Below are 19,149 nucleotides of genomic sequence, written 5' to 3'. Positions count from 1 at the left end.
GGCTCCTTCCTTGATCGGGACGAGAGTGTTGCCGAGCGTCCGGATCATGGCAACCGCTATTCGGGCTTTTAATTCTGCCTTGGGATTAACCTGCGCGAGAAACACCGTCAACGGTCAGCGCTGTATCGGTTTTGGCAGAAATTGCGCTTTTCCTGCGAGCGCTTCCGTGACTAAGCTCAGACCAACCGAATTCCCGCCGAGGTTTCATTTATGTCGCAGCAATGGCCAGCCACCGAGATCGCCCGGATGATCCTCGCCGGCTTCGACGATTACCGCGAGCATTTTCGCCGCATCACCGATGGTGCGCGGGAACGCTTCGAACAGGCGCGCTGGCAAGAAGCCCAGGCCGCGTCGGCGGCGCGGATCAGTCTGTACGAAGAAAAGGTTGGCGAAACCGTCGTTCGCCTGCGCGAGTATTTCGACGAAGAGACCCTGATGAACGTCAGCTGCTGGCCGCTGGTGAAAAGCGCCTATATCAGTGTCATCGACCTGCGCTTCGACGATGAGCTGTCCGAAACCTGGTACAACTCGATTTTCTGCGGGCTGTTCAGCCACGACCTGATCAGCGACGGCTGCATGTTCATCCACACCACGCGCCCGAGCCTGCGCCGCGCCCGCGCCGCGCAAACCCGCACCTATAAGCCGCAGGGCCAACTGTCCGGGATGCTCGCCAGCATCTTCGCCGACTACCGCTTCAGCGAAGATTACGCCGATCTGCCTGGCGACCTGCTGCGGCTCGAAGCACAACTGCGCGAGAATCTGCCGGACTGGGTGTGCAAGGACCCGGAGCTGAGCGTCGAGCTATTTTCCTCGGTGCTCTACCGCAATAAAGGCGCGTATCTGGTCGGGCGCATTTACACCCGCGATGAGCAGTGGCCGTTGGTGATTCCGCTGTTGCACCGCGAAGGTCGGGGCATTCAGATCGATGCGTTGATCACCGACGAAGCCGATGTGTCGATAATCTTCTCTTTCACCCGTTCGTATTTCATGGTCGATGTACCGGTGCCGGCGGAGTTCATCGGTTTTCTGCGACGCATTCTGCCGGGCAAGCACATCGCCGAGCTGTACACCTCGATCGGCTTCTACAAGCACGGCAAGTCGGAGTTCTACCGCGCGCTGATCAATCACCTGGCCAACACCGACGATCAGTTCATCATGGCCCCGGGCGTGCGCGGCATGGTCATGAGCGTGTTTACCCTGCCGGGTTTCAACACCGTATTCAAAATCATCAAGGACCGCTTTTCGCCGTCGAAAAACGTCGACCGCGCCACGGTGATCGAAAAGTATCGGCTGGTGAAAAGCGTCGATCGGGTCGGGCGCATGGCCGATACCCAGGAATTTGCCGACTTTCGTTTTCCTCTGAGCAAGTTCGATCCGGCGTGTCTGGAGGAACTGCTAGAGGTCGCGCCGTCGACGGTTTCGGTCGAAGGCGAAACCGTGCTGATCCGCCACTGCTGGACCGAGCGGCGGATGACTCCGCTCAACCTGTATCTGGAAAACGCCAACGACGCGCAAGTGCGCGAAGCGCTGGAAGATTACGGTCTGGCGATCAAGCAATTGGCGGCGGCGAATATTTTTCCCGGCGACATGCTGCTGAAAAACTTCGGCGTCACCCGTCACGGGCGCGTGGTGTTTTACGACTACGACGAAATCTGCTTCCTGACCGAAGCCAACTTCCGCCACATCCCGCAACCGCGCACGCCGGAGGACGAAATGGCCTCCGAGCCGTGGTACTCGATCGGACCGCTGGACGTGTTTCCCGAAGAGTTTCCGCCGTTCCTGTTTGCCGATGCCGGGCAGCGGAAATTGTTCGATCAATTGCATGGCGAGTTGTACAACGCCGATTACTGGAAGGGCTTGCAGGAGGCGATTCGGGCGGGGAAGGTCATCGATGTCTTCCCATACCGGCGCAAGGGCCGCGATAACGAATAAATCCCCCTGAATACATTGTGGCGAGGGGATTTATCCCCGATGGGGTGCGAAGCACCCCCAAAACCATTCAACTAAGACGCTTCAGATCGACGTTGATATCCAGTCGGCGACTGCTGCGCAGCCGATCGGGGATAAATCCCCTCGCCACAAGAGCACCTCACAGTCGTGTTCGGTGCCGCAAATCTGCGACAATCCGCCCCCTGCATAAATAGACGACCGAATTGCCTACCCGATGACCGACGAATCGCCCTCCATCGACAAACTGCTGAAAAACCTCGATCACGCCATGCTCGCCGACCGTCACCGGCTGCGGCGGCAGTTGCTTGAGCTGCGCAAGAAACCCGACGAAGCCAAACTGGCCCAGTGGGTGGTGCGGATGCAGGCGTCCTGTGATCAGGTGCTGGCGCGTCGCGCGAGCCTGCCGGTGATTCGTTACGACGACAGTTTGCCGATCGCGGCCAAGCGCGACGAGATCAAAAAGGCCCTGGAGCAACATCAGGTGCTGATCATCGCCGGCGAAACCGGCTCGGGTAAAACCACCCAGTTGCCGAAGATCTGTCTGGAAATCGGTCGCGGCCAGCACGGTCTGATCGGCCATACCCAGCCGCGTCGGATCGCCGCGCGCAGTGTCGCCAGCCGTGTCGCCGAAGAACTCGGCACGCCGCTTGGAGCGCTGGTCGGCTATCAGGTGCGTTTCGAAGATCAAAGCGATGCCAACACCCTGATCAAACTGATGACCGACGGCATTCTGCTGGCGGAAACCCAGAACGACCGTTATCTGGAACGCTACGACACGATCATCGTCGACGAAGCCCACGAACGCAGCCTCAACATCGATTTCCTCCTCGGTTACCTGAAAACCCTGCTGCCACGCCGTCCCGACCTGAAGGTCATCATCACGTCGGCGACCATCGATCTGGAGCGCTTCTCCAAGCACTTCGATGACGCGCCGATCGTCGAAGTGTCGGGGCGTACTTTCCCGGTGGAAACCTGGTACCGGCCGCTGACGCTTGAGCAGGACGAGGAGGGCAACCGGGTCGAGGATGACCTGACCGTCGATCAGGCGATTCTCGCCACCCTCGACGAAATCGCCGCCTACGAGCGCAGCGAACGGCGCAGTCCCGGTGACGTACTGGTGTTTTTGCCCGGCGAGCGCGAGATTCGCGATGCTGCCGACATGCTGCGCAAGGCCCAGCTCAAGCACACTGAAATCCTGCCGCTGTACGCGCGCCTGTCGCCGGCTGAACAACAGCGCATCTTCCAGTCGCACCCGGGCCGTCGTGTGGTGCTGGCGACCAACGTCGCCGAAACCTCGTTGACCGTACCGGGCATTCGCTATGTGATCGACAGCGGCACCGCGCGCATCAGTCGCTACAGCTATCGGGCCAAGGTGCAGCGCTTGCCGATCGAAGCGATTTCCCAGGCCAGCGCCAATCAGCGTAAAGGTCGTTGCGGGCGGGTCGAGCCGGGCATCTGCGTGCGTTTGTACAGCGAAGAGGATTTCCTCGGCCGCCCGGAATTTACCGATCCGGAAATTCTGCGCACCAACCTCGCCGCCGTAATTTTGCAGATGCTCCATCTGCGCCTCGGCGAAATCACCGCGTTCCCGTTTATCGAACCGCCGGACGGCAAGGCGATCAGCGACGGTTTCAACCTGCTGCAAGAGCTTTCGGCAGTGGATCGCAACAGTCAGCTGACGCCGCTCGGTCGACAGTTGGCGCGCTTGCCGGTCGACCCGCGCATGGGCCGCATGCTGCTGGAAGCGGCCAGGCTTGGCAGTCTGCAGGAAGTGCTGATCGTCGCCAGCGCCATGTCGATTCAGGACCCGCGCGAGCGTCCACCGGAGCGTCAGCAAGCGGCGGATCAGGCCCATGCGCAATGGAAGGATCCGGATTCCGACTTCGCCGGCCTGGTCAATCTGTGGCGTGGTTTTGAAGAACAGCGCCAGGCGCTGACCGCCAATCCGCTGCGCAATTGGTGCCGGAAGAATTTCCTCAATTACCTGCGCTTGCGCGAGTGGCGTGACTCTCATCGCCAGTTGAGCCTGATCTGCCGCGACATGCAGCTGAGCCTGAACAAAGAGCCGGCGGATTATCCGAAGCTGCACAAAGCGGTGCTGGTCGGCTTGCTCAGCCAGATCGGCCAGAAAACCGAAGACGGCGATTACCTCGGCGCGCGGCAGCGGCGCTTCTGGATTCATCCGTCGTCGGGCATCGGCAAGAAGCGCCCGCAGTGGCTGATGACCGCCGAACTGGTGGAAACCACCAAGCTTTACGCGCGCATGGTCGCCAAGATCGATGCAGACTGGATCGAGCCGCTGGCCGGGCACCTGATCAAGAAGAACCACTTCGAGCCGCACTGGGAAAAGAAGCGCGGTCAGGTCGTCGCCTACGAGCAGATCACCCTGTTCGGCCTGATCGTCGTCGGTCGTCGCCCGGTGCATTACGGCCCGGTCGATCCGGTGGTATCCCGTGAGCTGTTTATCCGCGAAGGCTTGGTGCGCGGCGAGATTCAGTCGCGGGCCAAATGCCTGAGCGCCAATCAGAAACTGCTCGAGCAGCTCGACGAACTGGAGGCCAAGGCTCGCCGTCGCGATATTCTCGCCGACGAAGAAACCTTGTACGCCTTCTACGATGCACGTCTGCCGGCGGAGATCCACCAGACCGCGACCTTCGACAGTTGGTACAAGGTCAACAGCCAGAAAGACCCGCAACTGCTGATCATGCGCGAAGAAGACGTGTTGGCCCGCGAGGCCAGCGAAGTCACCGCCCGTGATTACCCGGATACGTTGCACATTGGCGATCTGGAACTGGCGCTGACTTATCATTTCGAGCCCAATCACCCGCGCGACGGCGTGACCTTGCGGGTGCCGGCGCCGTTGCTGCCGATGTTGCCGCCGGAGCGTCTGGAATGGCTGGTGCCGGGCTTGATTGAGGCCAAATGCATAGCCCTGGTGCGCAACCTGCCGAAAGCCCTGCGCAAGAACTTCGTGCCAGTGCCGGACTTCATCAAGGCCGCGTTGCAGCGCATGACTTTCGCCGAAGGTTCGCTGCCGCAAGCGCTCGGTCGCGAGCTGCTGCGCATGACCGGCGCGCGGGTCAGCGATGAAGCGTGGGCAGAAGCGGCGCAGCAGGTTGAGAGCCATCTGCGCATGAACCTGGAAATCGTCGATGGCCAGGGCAAGTTCCTTGGCGAAGGCCGCGATCTGGCTGAGTTGACTGCACGCTTCGCCGAAGCCAGCCAGGCCGCGCTGGCAGTGCCGCAGAGTGCGCAAAGTCAGCAACCGGTGGAGGCAAAAGTCTTTGCGCCGGTGGCGGAAAAGACCCAGCAGAAGATCGCCGGGCTGTCGATGACCGTGTACCCGGCGCTGGTGGAAGAGGGCGGCACGGTCAAGGAAGGGCGCTTCTCGACCCCGGCCGAAGCCGAGTTCCAGCACCGGCGCGCCTTGCAGCGTTTGCTGATGCAGCAACTGGCCGAGCCGGCGAAATTCCTGCGGGGCAAGTTGCCCGGGCAGACTGAATTGGGCTTGCTGTATCGCGAACTGGGCCGCGTCGATGCGCTGGTTGAAGACATTCTGTTGGCCAGCCTCGACAGCTGCATTCTCGAAGGTGAAGACCCGTTGCCCCGCGATGGCGCCGGATTGGCGGCATTGGCCGAACGCAAACGCGGCAACTGGACCGAGCACGCGGAGCGAGTCGCGCGGCTGACGCTGGAAATCCTCAAGATCTGGCACGGTCTGCAAAAACGCTTCAAGGGCAAGATCGATCTGGCGCAAGCGGTGGCACTCAACGACATCAAGCAGCAGATCGGCAATCTGGTCTATCCGGGTTTCGTCCGCGAAACGCCGATGCAGTGGCTCAAGGAGTTGCCGCGTTATCTGAAAGCGGTCGAGCAGCGTTTCGAGAAACTCGGCGCACAGGTGCAGAAGGATCGGGTCTGGAGCGGCGAACTCGCTGGCCTGTGGGCGCAATACCAGGCCCGCGCGGCCAAGCATGCGCAGGAAGGCAAGCGTGATCCGCAGCTGGAGTTGTACCGCTGGTGGCTGGAGGAATACCGCGTGTCGCTGTTCGCTCAACAGTTGGGCACCAAAGTGCCGATCTCCGACAAGCGCCTGAGCAAACAGTGGAGCCAGGTCGAGCCCTGACCTGCAGCCATACACAATCCCCCTGAGGAAGCGGTCTTTGTGGCGAGGGGATTTATCCCCGTTGGGTGGCGAAGCCGCCCCAAAACCTGCGAGCTCGGTTCATCGATCGTTCCCACGCTCTGCGTGGGAATGCCTCTGGGGACGCTCCGCGTCCAGTGACGCGGAGCGTCACGGGCTGCGTTCCCACGCGGAGCGTGGGAACGATCATCAAAAGATCGCAGCCTTCGGCAGCTCCTGCAGGGATCGAGTTGAGCAGGAGAAAGGCGCCAAAACCTCGGGTTTATGGCAAACTTCGCCACCATAACCCGCCGTTTCGCGACCCAGAGCCTTCGGCCGTGTCGCGCTGCGGAATAAAACGATGCCAGGTTTGCGTCCCCCGGATGGGAATAGACCCTTTGCGTGTTGGTACGACGGTTCCAGCACTTTCTGCCTGAACAGATTAGAGAAACGACCATGCATAACGTCGTCATCAGCGGCACCGGCCTGTACACACCGGCCAACAGCATCTCCAACGAAGAGCTGGTGCAGTCTTTCAATACCTACGTCGCCCAGTTCAACGCCGATAACGCCGAGGCCATTGCCAGCGGTGAAGTCCAGGCCCTGACCGAATCCAGCGCCGCGTTCATCGAAAAGGCCTCGGGCATCAAGAGCCGCTTTGTCATGGACAAGGACGGCATCCTCGATCCGCAACGCATGGCCCCGCGCCTGCCCGAGCGTTCCAACGATGAATGGTCGGTGCTCTGCCAGATGGCCGTTGGCGCTGCCGAACAAGCCCTGCAACGAGCCGGCAAAACCGCCGCCGACATCGACGGCGTGATCGTCGCCTGCTCCAACCTGCAACGCGCTTACCCGGCCATCGCCATCGAAGTCCAGGAAGCGCTGGGCATTGAAGGTTTCGGTTTCGACATGAACGTGGCGTGTTCTTCCGCCACATTCGGCATCCAGGCCGCCGCCAACAGCGTGCAACTGGGCCAGGCGCGGGCGATCCTGATGGTCAACCCGGAAGTCTGCACCGGGCACCTGAACTTCCGTGATCGCGACAGCCATTTCATCTTCGGCGATGCCGCGACTGCGGTGATCATCGAACGCGCGGATCTGGCGACCTCCGAGTACCAGTTCGACGTGGTCAGCACCAAACTGCTGACCAAGTTCTCCAACAACATCCGCAACAACTTCGGCTTCCTCAACCGAGCGGCGGAAGAGGGCATCGGTGCCCGCGACAAGCTGTTCGTGCAGGAAGGCCGCAAGGTGTTCAAGGATGTCTGCCCGATGGTCGCCGAACTGATCGGCGAGCACCTGGAAGAGAACCAGCTCAACGTCGGCGACGTGAAGCGATTCTGGCTGCATCAGGCCAACCTGAGCATGAACCACCTGATCGTGCGCAAGCTGCTCGGCCGCGAAGCCACCGAAGAAGAAGCGCCGGTGATTCTCGACAGCTACGCCAACACCAGCTCGGCCGGTTCGGTCATTGCCTTCCACAAATACCAGGATGATCTGGCCTCGGGTTCGCTGGCGGTGCTCAGCTCCTTCGGTGCCGGTTACTCGATTGGTAGCGTGTTGCTGCGCAAGCGCTGAAACAGGTTAATTTCCCCTTAATCGCGTCGATCTTTCCTACATCCGAAGCGATTGAAACGCTGTAATTTTTCGGACGTCGCGGCAGGTCAACACCTGCCGCGTTCATTTTCGAAGTCCGGACAAGGGGATTGATGGATGGCGGCTGACGACACCCAACTGCTCACGCGCCTGCTGGCGGGGGAGCAAAAGGCTTTCAAGGAACTGGTCACCACATATCAGAGCGCCATGCGCGCGGTGGCTTACGCGATTGTCGGCCAGCGTCATGTCGAGGAAGTGGTGCAGGATGCCTGGCTGTCGGTGGTGCGTCATCTAGCCAGTTTCGAAGGCCGGTCCAGCCTCAAGACCTGGTTGCTGACCATCACCGCCAATTCGGCCAAGAGTCGCTACAAGCTCAATCGCCGGGAAGTCCTGCTCGACGACCTGCCATCACCTCACGGCACCATCGGTGACGATCGATTTTCCTCGAGCGACGGTCACTGGCTGGTCGCGCCATTTGCCTGGCATCAGGACACCCCAGAGGCGCTGCTCACCGAAAACGAACTGCGCGAATGCCTCGAACACACGTTGCTGAGTCTGTCCGAGTTGCAGAGCAGTGTCCTGCTGTTGCGCGAGCGCCAGGGCCTGGAGCTGGAAGAGATCTGTAATCTTCTGGAGATCTCGCTCTCCAATGTCCGCGTGCTGCTGCACCGGGCACGCTTGAAGGTCTTCGCGACCGTGGAACATTTTGAGGAGACAGGAGAATGTTGACCTGCAAGGAGCAAGTGGCACGATCCAGCGATTATCTCGATGGCCAACTGAGCTTTCGCGAGACGCTGATGGTGCGTCATCACCTGTTGTTCTGCCGCAACTGCCGGCGCTTCATGCGGCAGATGCGCGTGATGCAGGCAACCCTGAAGGCGCTGCCGGACAAACCGGATGAGAACGTCGATGCGCTGGCTGAGCGTCTGGCCGAGCAACGACGAAAAGACAACCCCCTGTAGGAGCTGTCGAGTGAAACGAGGCTGCGATCTTTTGATCTTGTTTTCAGGATCAAGATCAAAAGATCGCAGCCTTCGGCAGCTCCTACAGGGGGTTTTTGCATCCTGCAGAAATAACCCGGTGCGGGTGAAACGAACGGATGATGGGGATCGTCCCGCCCGCACCGGGCTATTACTTTGTTAGAACTTCGCTTCAGCATCCAGCTGCAGGGTGTTGGCATCTGCATCGCGCTGGCTGCGGCTGGCGAAGTCGGCCTTGGTCAGGAAGTACGTGGCGCCGACGGCGAAGTTCTTGTCGATGTCGTAACCGACCTTGAACTTGTGCCCGCGCGAACCGGTGGTGCCGTTGGCGAAGTCGGAGTCGGTAAAGGCGCCGACCACGGCGTTGCGCTGCACGTCGCGATAGTTGTAGTCGAGGTTGAAGCCGAACACTTTCGACTTGGCGCCGAGCAACCATGCGGTGTCCTGATCGGTCACGGCATCGTTGTTCTTCACGTACTGGCCGTAGAACGACAGTGGCATTGGCAGGCCGCCGATGTCGATCTGGCTGAACCCTTCATACAGACGGAATTCGTTGTTCGCCGAGTTGCCGTTGACTGCCAGGGCGCACGGCGTCGAGGTGCCGGTGCAGCGGCTGTCATCGTCATTCTGGTAAGCGTAGACGCTGCCGCCGACGGTCATCTTCAGGTTGTCAGTGATGTTGAAACGGCTGCCCAACTGGCCAGCGGTCAGGCGCAGGTCGTGGCGGAATTGCACGCCGTCGCCGTCAACGTTGTCCTTGAGGTTGTAGTTACCCAGGCTGCCGAACAGTTCGGCGCTGCCGCCCAGTGGGTATTTGTAGGTAACGGCCAGACCTTCCGGGTTGATGTCGCTGTCCCAGATCACGTCGCCCATGCTTACCCATGGTTGCAGCATCTTGCCGCCGATCACGTGCAGGTTCTTGATCTGATCCGGGTGATAGTCGATGTAGCCGAGGTCGAGCCAGATCTGCTTCTTGTCGAAGTAGTTGTCCTGATCCTGGTTGGTCGAGCGCGCGTCGTCACCGCCGCCGGTGGCGATACGGATGCCGGTGTCGACTTGCGGGTTGATCTCGGTATAGGCGCCCAGACGCGCACGGATGCGCTGGCGGTCCTTGTCGCGGCCGCCGTTGTTCGGCTCGCCGTCGATCTTGATGGTTTCCTGACGGATACGGACGTCGCCCTTGAACTGGGTCTTGGCCGCCCAGGCCAGTTTCTGATCGAACAGGCTCTGTTCGTTGGTCTTCTTCGCGACCGCCGCCACTTGTTCGTTGGTTTCCTGCTGCGCCTGTTGGGCGATTTGCTGAGCCTTCTGATCCTTGGCCAGTTCTGTTTGCAGCTCGATGTACTGCGCCTGGGAAATCGACCCGTTGGCCTTGAGCATGTCGAGCAGTTTGGCGTCGACTGCAGCACTGGCCGGAACGCTCATGGCCAGCAACAAGCCGCCGCACAGGGCCGCTGCAGTTTTCGTGGAAGCAAGACGCATAGCAATCTCCGAAGATGAAGGGGATGGCTGAACCATCCTGGGCACAACCGGCCTGAAGGCCGGAAAACTGTGTCCGGGTTAGAACCCGGCGCTCTAAAAACAGGCGCCAGTATCGCGATGGTTTATGACAGAGCGGTGGCACAGTGATGGCAGGTTGATGACGATGCGTATCAGGCGTGAACTATCGAGTTAGAGCGCTGTCGGCCGATTGAGCGTGTGCAACGGGGTCGCGATCAGCGATACTCGCCGGGCTTTGTCGCCAAGCTGTGGAGTGCCAGTGAATGCCGTTGCAACGCCTGCAAGACCTGTCAGAAATCGCCCCGGCAAGCTGGGATGCGCTGGTGCCGGACAACCAGCCGTTCCTGCGCCACGCCTTCCTCAGCGCGCTGGAAGACAGCGGCAGTGTCGGCCCGCATACAGGCTGGCAGCCCGAACATTTACTGCACATCGAAGATGATCGACTGATCGCCGCACTGCCCAGTTATCGCAAGTGGCATTCGTACGGCGAGTACGTGTTCGACCATGGCTGGGCCGACGCCTGCGCCCGCGCCGGCATCGATTACTACCCCAAACTCCTGACCGCCGTGCCCTTCAGTCCGGTCAGCGGCCCGCGCTTGCTGGCGGCAACAGTGGAGGACGGTTTCGAACTGCTGAAAAGCCTGCCCGGCTATTTGCAGATCGAAGAACTGTCCAGCGCGCACATCAACTTCACCAATCCGTTTACCGATGCGGCGATGGCCGAGCAGCCGGGCTGGCTGCAGCGCATCGGCTGTCAATATCACTGGCAGAACCGTGGTTACCGCGACTTTCAGGATTTTCTCGACGCCCTCAGTTCGCGCAAGCGCAAGCAGATGCGCAAGGAACGCGAGCAGGTGGCGGGGCAGGGCTTCGAGTTCGAGTGGCTGGAGGGGCGAGAGCTGGGCGAGGCGCAGTGGGATTTCGTCTACGCCTGCTATGCCAACACTTATGCGGTGCGGCGTCAGGCGCCGTATCTGACGCGCGAGTTCTTCAGCCTGCTGGCCGAACGCATGCCCGAAGCGATTCGCGTGGTCTTGGCCAAACAGGGCTCCCGGCCGGTGGCGATGGCGTTCAGTCTGGTCGGTGGCGATAGTTTCTACGGGCGTTATTGGGGCTGCCTGGCCGAGTTTGATCGGCTGCATTTCGAGACGTGTTTTTATCAGGGCATGGATTACGCGATTGCCCAAGGCATCCAGCGTTTCGATGCCGGGGCGCAGGGCGAGCACAAGTTGATTCGCGGCTTTGAACCGGTGATCACCCATTCCTGGCATTACCTGCGCCATCCGGGGTTGAAAGCAGCGGTGAAGGATTTTCTCCAGCAGGAGCGCGCCGGGGTTCTGGCCTATGCCGAAGAGGCCCGCACCGCGTTGCCTTATCGCCAAACCTGACCATGATCGTTCCCACTCTCTGCGTGGGAATGCAGGCCGTGACGCTCCGCGTCACTGGACGCGGAGCGTCCCTTGAGGCATTCCCACGCGGAGCGTGGGAACGATCATATCGCGCGATCAGTCGATGCCGACAAAGCCTCCGGTCTGGTGCGCCCACAACCGTGCATACAGGCCACGATGGGCGAGCAGTTCGGCATGGGTGCCGCTCTCGGCGATCTTGCCGTTTTCCAGCACCACCAGGCGATCCATGCGCGCGATGGTCGAGAGACGGTGGGCGATGGCGATCACGGTTTTGCCCTGCATCAAGGTCTCGAGGCTTTCCTGAATCGCTGCTTCGACTTCCGAATCCAGTGCCGAGGTCGCTTCGTCCATGATCAGGATCGGCGCGTCCTTGAGCAGCACCCGCGCAATCGCGATGCGCTGGCGCTGACCGCCCGACAATTTCACCCCGCGCTCGCCGACATGCGCATCGAAACCGCTGCGGCCTTCAGCGTCGGACAGCAGTGGAATGAACTCATCGGCGCGAGCCTTGTGCACCGCCTCCCACAGTTCGGCGTCGGTGGCGTCGGGTTTGCCGTAGAGCAAGTTGTCGCGGATAGAGCGGTGCAACAGCGAGGTGTCCTGGGTGATCATGCCGATCCGCGCACGCAGGCTTTCCTGGCCGACTTCGGCGATGTTCTGCCCGTCGATCAGGATGCGCCCGCCCTCGACGTCGTACAGGCGCAGCAACAGGTTGACCAAGGTTGATTTGCCGGCGCCGGACGGGCCGATCAAGCCGATTTTCTCCCCCGGTTTTATCGTCAGATTGAGGTCGCCGATGATGCCTCTCTTCTTGCCGTAGTGAAAATCCACGTGCTCGAAACGCACTTCGCCCGAGGCCACGGCCAGCGGTTTGGCCTGCTCGCGGTCGGTGACGCTGACCGGTTGCGAGATGGTGCGCAGACCGTCCTGGACCATGCCGATGTTTTCGAAAATGCCGGTGACTACCCACATGATCCAGCCGGACATGTTGACGATACGAATCACCAGGCCGGTGGCCAGGGCAATCGCGCCGACGGTAATCAGCGACTGCGTCCACAGCCACAACGCCAGCGCCGTGGTGCCGACGATCAGCAGGCCGTTCATGGTGGTGATCGCCACGTCCATGCTGGTCACCACGCGACCGGCCATCTGCGCTTTGACGGTCTGTTCTTCGATGGCTTCCTTGGCGTAGTGCTGTTCGAAATTGGTGTGGGCAAACAATTTCAGCGTGGCGATGTTGGTGTAGCCGTCGACGATACGGCCCATCAGTTTCGAGCGCGCGTCGGAGGCTTCCACCGAGCGCTCCTTCACCCGTGGCACGAAGTAATACAGCGCGCCGATGTAGGCAACGATCCAGGTCAGCAACGGGATCATCAGGCGCCAGTCGGCCTCGGCGAACAGCACCAGCGAGCTGATCGCATAGATCACCACGTGCCACAGCGCGTCGACCGCTTGCACGGCAGAATCGCGCAGCGAGTTGCCGGTCTGCATGATGCGCTGGGCGATGCGCCCGGCGAAGTCGTTCTGGAAGAAATTCAGGCTCTGCTTGAGCACGTAGCTGTGGTTCTGCCAGCGGATCATGCTGGTCATGCCCGGGCTCAGGGTCTGATGCACCAGCAGGTCGTGCAGGGCAAAGAAGATCGGTCGCAGCACCAGAGCGACCACCAGCATCCAGGTCAATTCGAGGGCGTGGTCGCTGAAGAAATTCGGGTTGGGCGTGCCTTGCGCCAGGTCGATGATGCGGCTCAGGTAGCTGAACAGCGCTACTTCGATCAATGAGGCAAACAGGCCGATGACGAGCAGGGCAGCGAAACTCGGCCAGACCTGCTTCAGGTAATAGACGTAGAAGGGCCAGACGCGGTCCGGCGGTGATGCCGTCGGGGCGTCGCGGAAGATATCGATCAGTTGTTCGAAACGGCGATAGAGCATCAGATAAACGCCCGGAATCCGGGCTCTCCTTTTATCAGTGCGAGCGGTGCAGGCTCAGCCCCACGCCGCTCGATATGCCCGGCGAAACTCAGTCGATGCGCTTGGCCGACTTGATGATCACAGGGTCGACAGGCACGTTCTGCATGCCTTGTTTGGTGGTGGTCTGCGAGTTGACGATGATGTCCACGACATCCATGCCCTTGACCACTTTGGCGAACACCGCGTAACCAGCGTCACGGCCCGGATCGAGGAATGCGTTGTCGGCAACGTTGATGAAGAACTGGCTGGTCGCCGAATCAGGGTTGGAAGTACGCGCCATCGACAGGGTGCCACGAACGTTGTGCAGGCCATTGCTGGCCTCGTTCTTGATCGGCGCCTTGGTTTCTTTCTGTTGCATCTGCTGGGTGAAGCCGCCGCCCTGAGCCATGAAGCCCGGGATCACGCGGTGGAAAATGGTGTTGTTGTAGAAGCCGCTGTCGACGTATTCAAGGAAGTTCTTCGTGCTGATCGGTGCCTTGACCGGGTCCAGTTCGATTTCGATCTGGCCGTTGGTGGTGTCCAGCAGCACGTGAGGCGCCTTGGCCGGGGTAGCAGCCATCAGGTTGGCGGCAAACAGTACGGAGCCGGCGGCGAGGGCGAGTTTTTTCAGCATGGGTCAGTGATCCTGAGAGTGAAGGTCGGCTGTGGCGAGAAAATCCAGCAGCGTGTGATTGAAGCGTTCGGGTTGATCGAGCGGGGTGGCATGGCGCGAGTCGTCAATGACCACCAGCCGCGCATCCGGCAGCAGTTTTACATAGGTTTCCTTTAACGCCACCGGTGTGTAGTCACGGTCGGCGCTGATGACGAGCGTTGGACAGGACACCCGGGAAAGTCGTTCCTGAACGCCCCAGCCCACGATCGCATCGAAGCTGGCGAGATAAGCACGTTTGTCGTTTTTTGCCCAGCGTTCGGCCATTTTCCGTCGCAGATCGGCCTGTTCCGGCTTGGGAAAAAGTTTGCTGCCGAGGGCTTTGCCGATGGTTTCCAGGCTGAGCAGGCGCATCAGGCTCCAGCGTTTGAACCACTGCCAATAATCATCGCGGCTGCGCAATTTGACCTGTGGCGCGCTATTGACGATGGTCAGGCTCTTGAGCGCTTGCGGCTGATCGACAGCCAGCTGAAAACCGATCATCCCGCCCATCGACAGCCCGACGTAGTGCACCGGGCCGAGGCGCAGGTGTTCGATCAAGGCCAGCAGGTCGGCGCTGAACCCGGCGATGCTGTAGCGCTCGCGGGGTTTGTCCGAGCGCCCGTGGCCGCGAATGTCCGGGACGATCACCCGGAAGTGCGCGGCCAGCGCGGGGATCTGCATTTCCCAGTCCAGGGTGCTCGAGCCGAGCCCGTGGACCAGCAGCAACGGCGCACCGTGGCCATATTCCTCGTAATGCAGGTTGCAACCTTCGTGCTCGAAATACGCCATCGGTGAACTCCGTGTCAGGCTTGTTCAGGTGCGGCAAACGGTGCGTCCAGCGGCAAGGTGTCGAAGGTGCGCAGCAGTTCGATGAGGATCTGCGTGGCCGGGCCCAGGGGTTTGTCCTTGTTCGAATACAGATAGAAGCTCGAATTGCGGCTGCCGCCCCGATCCAACGGTAGCAGCTTGAGCGAACCATCCTTCAATTCGCGGTCGATCATGTGCCGCGGTAGCCAGGCAAATCCCAGGCCGCTGCTGACAAAGGTCGCGGCGGTGGCGAGGCTGCCGACGGTCCAGCGCTGCTCGGCGCCGAGCCAGCCGACATCGCGCGGCTGCTGGCGGCCGGAGTCGCGGATCACCACTTGCATCTGGGTTTCCAGATCCTGAAAGCTCAGTTCGCGGTTGAGCCGATGCAGCGGGTGGTCAGGGTGGGCGACGGCAACGAATTCGACATCACTCAATTCCGCACCGAGGTAACCGGGAATGCTCAGGCCGGTGATCGCCAGATCCGCCACGCCTTCGAGCAGCACTTCTTCGACCCCCGACAACACTTCCTCGCGCAGACGCACGCGGCAGCCGCGACTCTGCGGCATGAACGCGGTCAGGGCGCGGACGATCCGCGCGCTCGGGTAGGCCGCATCGACCACCAGCCGCACTTCCGCTTCCCAGCCTTGCTCCATGTGATGGGCAAGGTCTTCGAGTTGGCTGGCCTGTTTGACCAATTGCCGCGAACGGCGCAGCAATACCCCGCCGGCCTCGGTGAGCACGGCTTTGCGCCCGTCGATGCGCAGCAACGGCACGCCGAGCTGATCCTGCATGCGGGCGACGGTGTAGCTCACCGACGATTGCGAGCGGTGCAGGGCCTCGGCGGCCTGGGCGAATCCGCCGTGGTCGACCACGGCCTGCAACGTTCGCCATTGATCAAGGGTCACGCGGGGCGCTTTCATCAATAGCTCCTCTTGTCCTAAGCTGGCCGTCCCTCATGGAGACTGCCGAATGAAAAAATTCTGTTGTGTGGTGCTGGCGCTGCTGCCGTTGACCGCGTTTGCCTATCCGATCGATGTGCAAAAGGATCTCAACGGCATGAAGATCGACTACGAGACGTACGACACGGACAATGACATCGGCTCGATCCGTGTGGCCAATTACGGTGATGTCGACGCGACCTGCCGTGCGGTGTTCAGCAACGGCCCGGAAGCACCGCGCACGCGCAGCATCGATGTGCCGGCGGGCAAGCATAAAAACGCCACGGCCAAGTTCACCCGCGAGATCATCAAGCTGCGCATCAAACTGACCTGCACCCCGAAATAACGCTATTTCCCTGTGGAGCGAGCCTGCTCGCGAAGACGGAGTGTCATCCAGAGATGATGTGACTGACATTCCGCTTTCGCGAGCAGGCTCGCTCCCACAGGGGATATGGGTCTAGCTTATAAACGAATTTATCGATGGGTTACAGCGGATATTTGCGCTTTTTCATCGATTCGACTCTGTTTAACCTTCACTCCATCGACTTACAACATATTCGGATGGAGGCTACACACCATGTCCCGCGTTCTGATCATCGAAAGCAGTGCCCGCCAGCAAGACTCGGTTTCCCGTCAACTGACCCAGACCTTCATCGCTCAGTGGAAAGCCGCGCACCCTGCCGATCAGATCACCGTGCGTGACCTCGCCGCGAACCCGGTGCCGCATCTGGACGCCAACTTGCTCGGTGGCTGGATGAAGCCCGCCGAACAGCGCAACGACAGCGAACAGGCGTCCCTGGACCGCTCCAACCAATTGACTGATGAGCTGCTCGCCGCCGACGTGCTGGTGATGGCTGCACCGATGTACAACTTTGCGATCCCGAGCACGCTCAAGGCCTGGCTTGACCATGTGCTGCGCGCCGGGGTGACCTTCAAGTACACCGAAACCGGTCCGCAGGGGCTGCTCGGCGGCAAGCGCGCCTTTGTCCTGACTGCTCGCGGTGGTGTGTATGCCGGTGGCCCGGCGGATCACCAGGAACCGTACCTGCGCCAGGTGATGGGTTTCATCGGCATCAACGACGTGACCTTTATCCATGCAGAGGGCATGAACCTGGGCGGTGACTTCCAGGAGAAGGGCCTGAATCAGGCCAACGCCAAACTGTCTCAGGTCGCTTGATCGGTTAATCGCCAGATAATCGCCGATTGTTTAAGTGACCTGGCGCAACCCCTTCAAGGTTCCACGCGCATCGAACCTCCCTTTGCACTTTTGCTCCTGAGTGCTGTAGCCCGATTGAACGCTTTAGCGAGATCGGGCTTTTTTTTGTCTGCGATTTTTCTGAACACTGCACATCCGAATTTCACATAAGTCCCTGTGGGAGCGGGCTTGCCCGCGATGGCGGAGTGTCAGTCGACAAATACTTGCCTGACCCTCCCTCATCGCGGGCAAGCCCGCTCCCACAGGGATTTGTGCTGTTCGAGGGTTCGCGGTCTGGCGCAAAACCCGCTATCGTCGCCGCCATTCGATTTTCGAGGCGAGCATGGGCTATCTACTTTTTGTCACGCTGATCCAGGCGTTTTCCTTCAGTCTGATCGGCGAGTACCTGGCAGGGCATGTCGACAGTTACTTCGCGGTGCTGGTGCGCGTGGTGCTGGCCGGGCTGGTGTTTATTCCGTTGACACGCTGGCGTTCGGTGGAGCCGGCGTTCATGCGTGGCATGTTGCTGATCGGCGCGTTGCAGTTCGGTGTGACTTACGTCTGCCTGTACCTGAGCTTCCGCGTGCTGACGGTGCCGGAGGTGTTGCTGTTCACCATTCTCACGCCGCTGCACGTGACGTTGATCGAAGACGCGCTGAACCGCCGCTTCAACCCGTGGGCATTGATTGCTGCGCTGGTGGCAGTCGGCGGTGCGGCGGTGATTCGCTTCGACAGCATCAGTCCCGACTTCTTCATGGGCTTCCTGCTGCTGCAACTGGCCAACTTCACCTACGCCGCCGGGCAAGTGTTGTACAAGCACCTGGTGGCGAAGCATCCGAGCGATCTGCCGCATTACCGCCGCTTCGGTTATTTCTACCTGGGCGCATTGGCGGTTGTGCTGCCAGCGTTCCTGTTGTTCGGCAAGTCGAACTTTCTGCCGGAAGCGCCGCTGCAATGGGGCGTGTTGCTGTTTCTCGGGCTGGTCTCGACTGCATTGGGTCTGTACTGGTGGAACAAGGGCGCGTGCATGGTCAATGGCGGCACACTTGCGGTGATGAATAACCTGCATGTGCCGGTGGGGCTGCTGTTGAATTTGCTGATCTGGAATCAGCATGAGGAACTGGGGCGGTTGTTCCTTGGTGGGGGTGTGATTCTGGCAGCGGTGTGGATCAGTCGGTTGGGCATTAAACGCACTGCGTAACCCGTGTAGGAGCTGCCGAAGGCTGCGATCTTTTGATCTTGAACATCAGAAAATCGCAGCCTTCGGCAGCTCCTACATGTGATTAGTAAGTTACATCAGGTGTTTTTCCGGCTCCGGAATACTCGCCGAGCCCAGCACCGCCGGCAGCAAGCCTGCGCGCAAATCCCCGCCACTCGGCTGTTGATACAGACTCAAGCCAAACTCCGGCAACACCGCCAGCAGGTAATCGAAAATATCCCCCTGAATCCGCTCGTAATCGGCCCACACCGTGGTGCGGGTGAAGCAGTAGATTTCCAGCGGAATGCCCTGCGCGGTGGTTTGCATCTGCCGGACCATGCAGGTCATGTTCGGCTGAATCTCCGGGTGACTCTTCAGATACGCCAGCGCGTAGGCGCGGAAGGTGCCGATGTTGGTCATGCGGCGGCGGTTGGCCGACATTGCCGCGACATTGCCCTGGGCCTCATTCCAGGCCTTGAGCTCGGCTTTCTTGCGGCCCATGTAGTCGGTCAGCAGGTGCACCTGGGAAAGCTTTTCTTCCTCGTCGTCGCGGATGAAGCGCACGCCGCTGGCATCGATGAACAGGCTGCGTTTGATCCGCCGACCGCCGGACTGCTGCATGCCGCGCCAGTTCTTGAACGACTCGGACATCAGCCGCCAGGTCGGGATCGAGACGATCGTCTTGTCGAAGTTCTGCACCTTGACCGTGTGCAGCGTGATGTCGACCACGTCGCCATCGGCACCGACTTGCGGCATCTCGATCCAGTCGCCGACGCGCAACATGTCGTTGCTGGTCAGTTGCACGCTGGCGACGAACGACAGCAGGGTGTCCTTGTAGACCAACAGAATCACCG

The 19,149-nt window shown here is 60.5% G+C and carries 15 protein-coding genes; 9 read left to right on the top strand and 6 right to left on the bottom strand.

The genetic code is table 11. From position 1 onward, the window contains the following. Positions 1 to 210 precede the first annotated feature (210 nt). The 5 genes from aceK to D8U70_RS17430 all read left to right on the top strand — a co-directional run bounded on the left by aceK (position 211) and on the right by D8U70_RS17430 (position 8,631). Positions 211 to 1,932 (top strand): bifunctional isocitrate dehydrogenase kinase/phosphatase, encoded by a 1,722-nt coding sequence (aceK, locus tag D8U70_RS17450; RefSeq protein WP_130929396.1) that lies wholly within the window; start codon positions 211 to 213, stop codon positions 1,930 to 1,932. Positions 1,933 to 2,164: 232 nt separating this feature from the next. After that, a complete protein-coding gene (gene hrpA / locus D8U70_RS17445) occupies positions 2,165 to 6,076 on the top strand; it encodes an ATP-dependent RNA helicase HrpA (RefSeq protein WP_130929395.1) in 3,912 nt (1,303 codons plus the stop codon). 453 nt (positions 6,077 to 6,529) lie between these two features. After that, a complete protein-coding gene (locus D8U70_RS17440; RefSeq protein ID WP_076566474.1) occupies positions 6,530 to 7,651 on the top strand; it encodes a beta-ketoacyl-ACP synthase III in 1,122 nt (373 codons plus the stop codon). Between the two features lie 135 nt (positions 7,652 to 7,786). Beyond that, complete coding sequence (locus D8U70_RS17435; protein WP_041478829.1) at positions 7,787 to 8,398, top strand: sigma-70 family RNA polymerase sigma factor; 612 nt, start codon at positions 7,787 to 7,789, stop codon at positions 8,396 to 8,398. Beyond that, complete coding sequence (locus D8U70_RS17430) at positions 8,392 to 8,631, top strand: zf-HC2 domain-containing protein (protein ID WP_130929394.1); 240 nt, start codon at positions 8,392 to 8,394, stop codon at positions 8,629 to 8,631. Before D8U70_RS17435 ends, D8U70_RS17430 begins: the two co-directional genes overlap by 7 nt. A 177-nt stretch (positions 8,632 to 8,808) precedes the next feature. On the opposite strand, the gene D8U70_RS17425 is transcribed toward D8U70_RS17430, so the two are convergent. Further along, positions 8,809 to 10,131, bottom strand: a complete 1,323-nt coding sequence (locus D8U70_RS17425) for a putative porin (RefSeq protein WP_073472890.1) — start codon at positions 10,129 to 10,131, stop codon at positions 8,809 to 8,811. 281 nt (positions 10,132 to 10,412) lie between these two features. On the opposite strand from D8U70_RS17425, the gene D8U70_RS17420 reads away from it, so the two are divergent. Further along, entirely contained in the window at positions 10,413 to 11,537 is a 1,125-nt protein-coding gene (locus D8U70_RS17420; protein ID WP_130929393.1) for a GNAT family N-acetyltransferase, read from the top strand. Between the two features lie 117 nt (positions 11,538 to 11,654). On the opposite strand, the gene D8U70_RS17415 is transcribed toward D8U70_RS17420, so the two are convergent. The 4 genes from D8U70_RS17415 to D8U70_RS17400 all read right to left on the bottom strand — a co-directional run bounded on the left by D8U70_RS17415 (position 11,655) and on the right by D8U70_RS17400 (position 15,884). Continuing rightward, positions 11,655 to 13,487 carry an ABC transporter ATP-binding protein gene (locus D8U70_RS17415; RefSeq protein ID WP_071174707.1) on the bottom strand — a complete coding sequence of 611 codons (1,833 nt, stop codon included), beginning with the start codon at positions 13,485 to 13,487 and terminating at the stop codon, positions 11,655 to 11,657. An 88-nt stretch (positions 13,488 to 13,575) separates the two neighbouring features. Then, complete coding sequence (locus D8U70_RS17410) at positions 13,576 to 14,139, bottom strand: peptidylprolyl isomerase (protein WP_016771201.1); 564 nt, start codon at positions 14,137 to 14,139, stop codon at positions 13,576 to 13,578. Between the two features lie 3 nt (positions 14,140 to 14,142). Continuing rightward, on the bottom strand, positions 14,143 to 14,946 hold the full coding sequence (locus D8U70_RS17405) for an alpha/beta hydrolase (RefSeq protein ID WP_130929392.1): 804 nt from the start codon (positions 14,944 to 14,946) through the stop codon (positions 14,143 to 14,145). Between the two features lie 14 nt (positions 14,947 to 14,960). Beyond that, positions 14,961 to 15,884 (bottom strand): LysR family transcriptional regulator, encoded by a 924-nt coding sequence (locus D8U70_RS17400; RefSeq protein ID WP_016771199.1) that lies wholly within the window; start codon positions 15,882 to 15,884, stop codon positions 14,961 to 14,963. Between the two features lie 49 nt (positions 15,885 to 15,933). On the opposite strand from D8U70_RS17400, the gene D8U70_RS17395 reads away from it, so the two are divergent. From D8U70_RS17395 to D8U70_RS17385, 3 genes are all read left to right on the top strand, one after another. Then, positions 15,934 to 16,248 (top strand): hypothetical protein, encoded by a 315-nt coding sequence (locus D8U70_RS17395; protein WP_016771198.1) that lies wholly within the window; start codon positions 15,934 to 15,936, stop codon positions 16,246 to 16,248. 231 nt (positions 16,249 to 16,479) lie between these two features. Further along, positions 16,480 to 17,079, top strand: coding sequence for an FMN-dependent NADH-azoreductase (locus D8U70_RS17390; RefSeq protein WP_130929391.1), 600 nt, complete (start codon positions 16,480 to 16,482; stop codon positions 17,077 to 17,079). Positions 17,080 to 17,440: 361 nt separating this feature from the next. Then, on the top strand, positions 17,441 to 18,298 hold the full coding sequence (locus D8U70_RS17385; RefSeq protein WP_041478821.1) for a carboxylate/amino acid/amine transporter: 858 nt from the start codon (positions 17,441 to 17,443) through the stop codon (positions 18,296 to 18,298). Between the two features lie 90 nt (positions 18,299 to 18,388). On the opposite strand, the gene D8U70_RS17380 is transcribed toward D8U70_RS17385, so the two are convergent. After that, a partial coding sequence (locus D8U70_RS17380; protein ID WP_130929390.1) for a mechanosensitive ion channel family protein occupies positions 18,389 to 19,149 on the bottom strand: 761 nt, incomplete at its 5' end.

The organism is Pseudomonas sp. Sample_20, assembly GCF_004307585.1.
GTDB classification, from domain to species: Bacteria; Pseudomonadota; Gammaproteobacteria; order Pseudomonadales; family Pseudomonadaceae; genus Aquipseudomonas; species Aquipseudomonas atacamensis.
The sequence above is the reverse complement of the archived record's forward strand: the minus strand, read 5'-3'. Positions and strand labels throughout refer to the sequence as shown.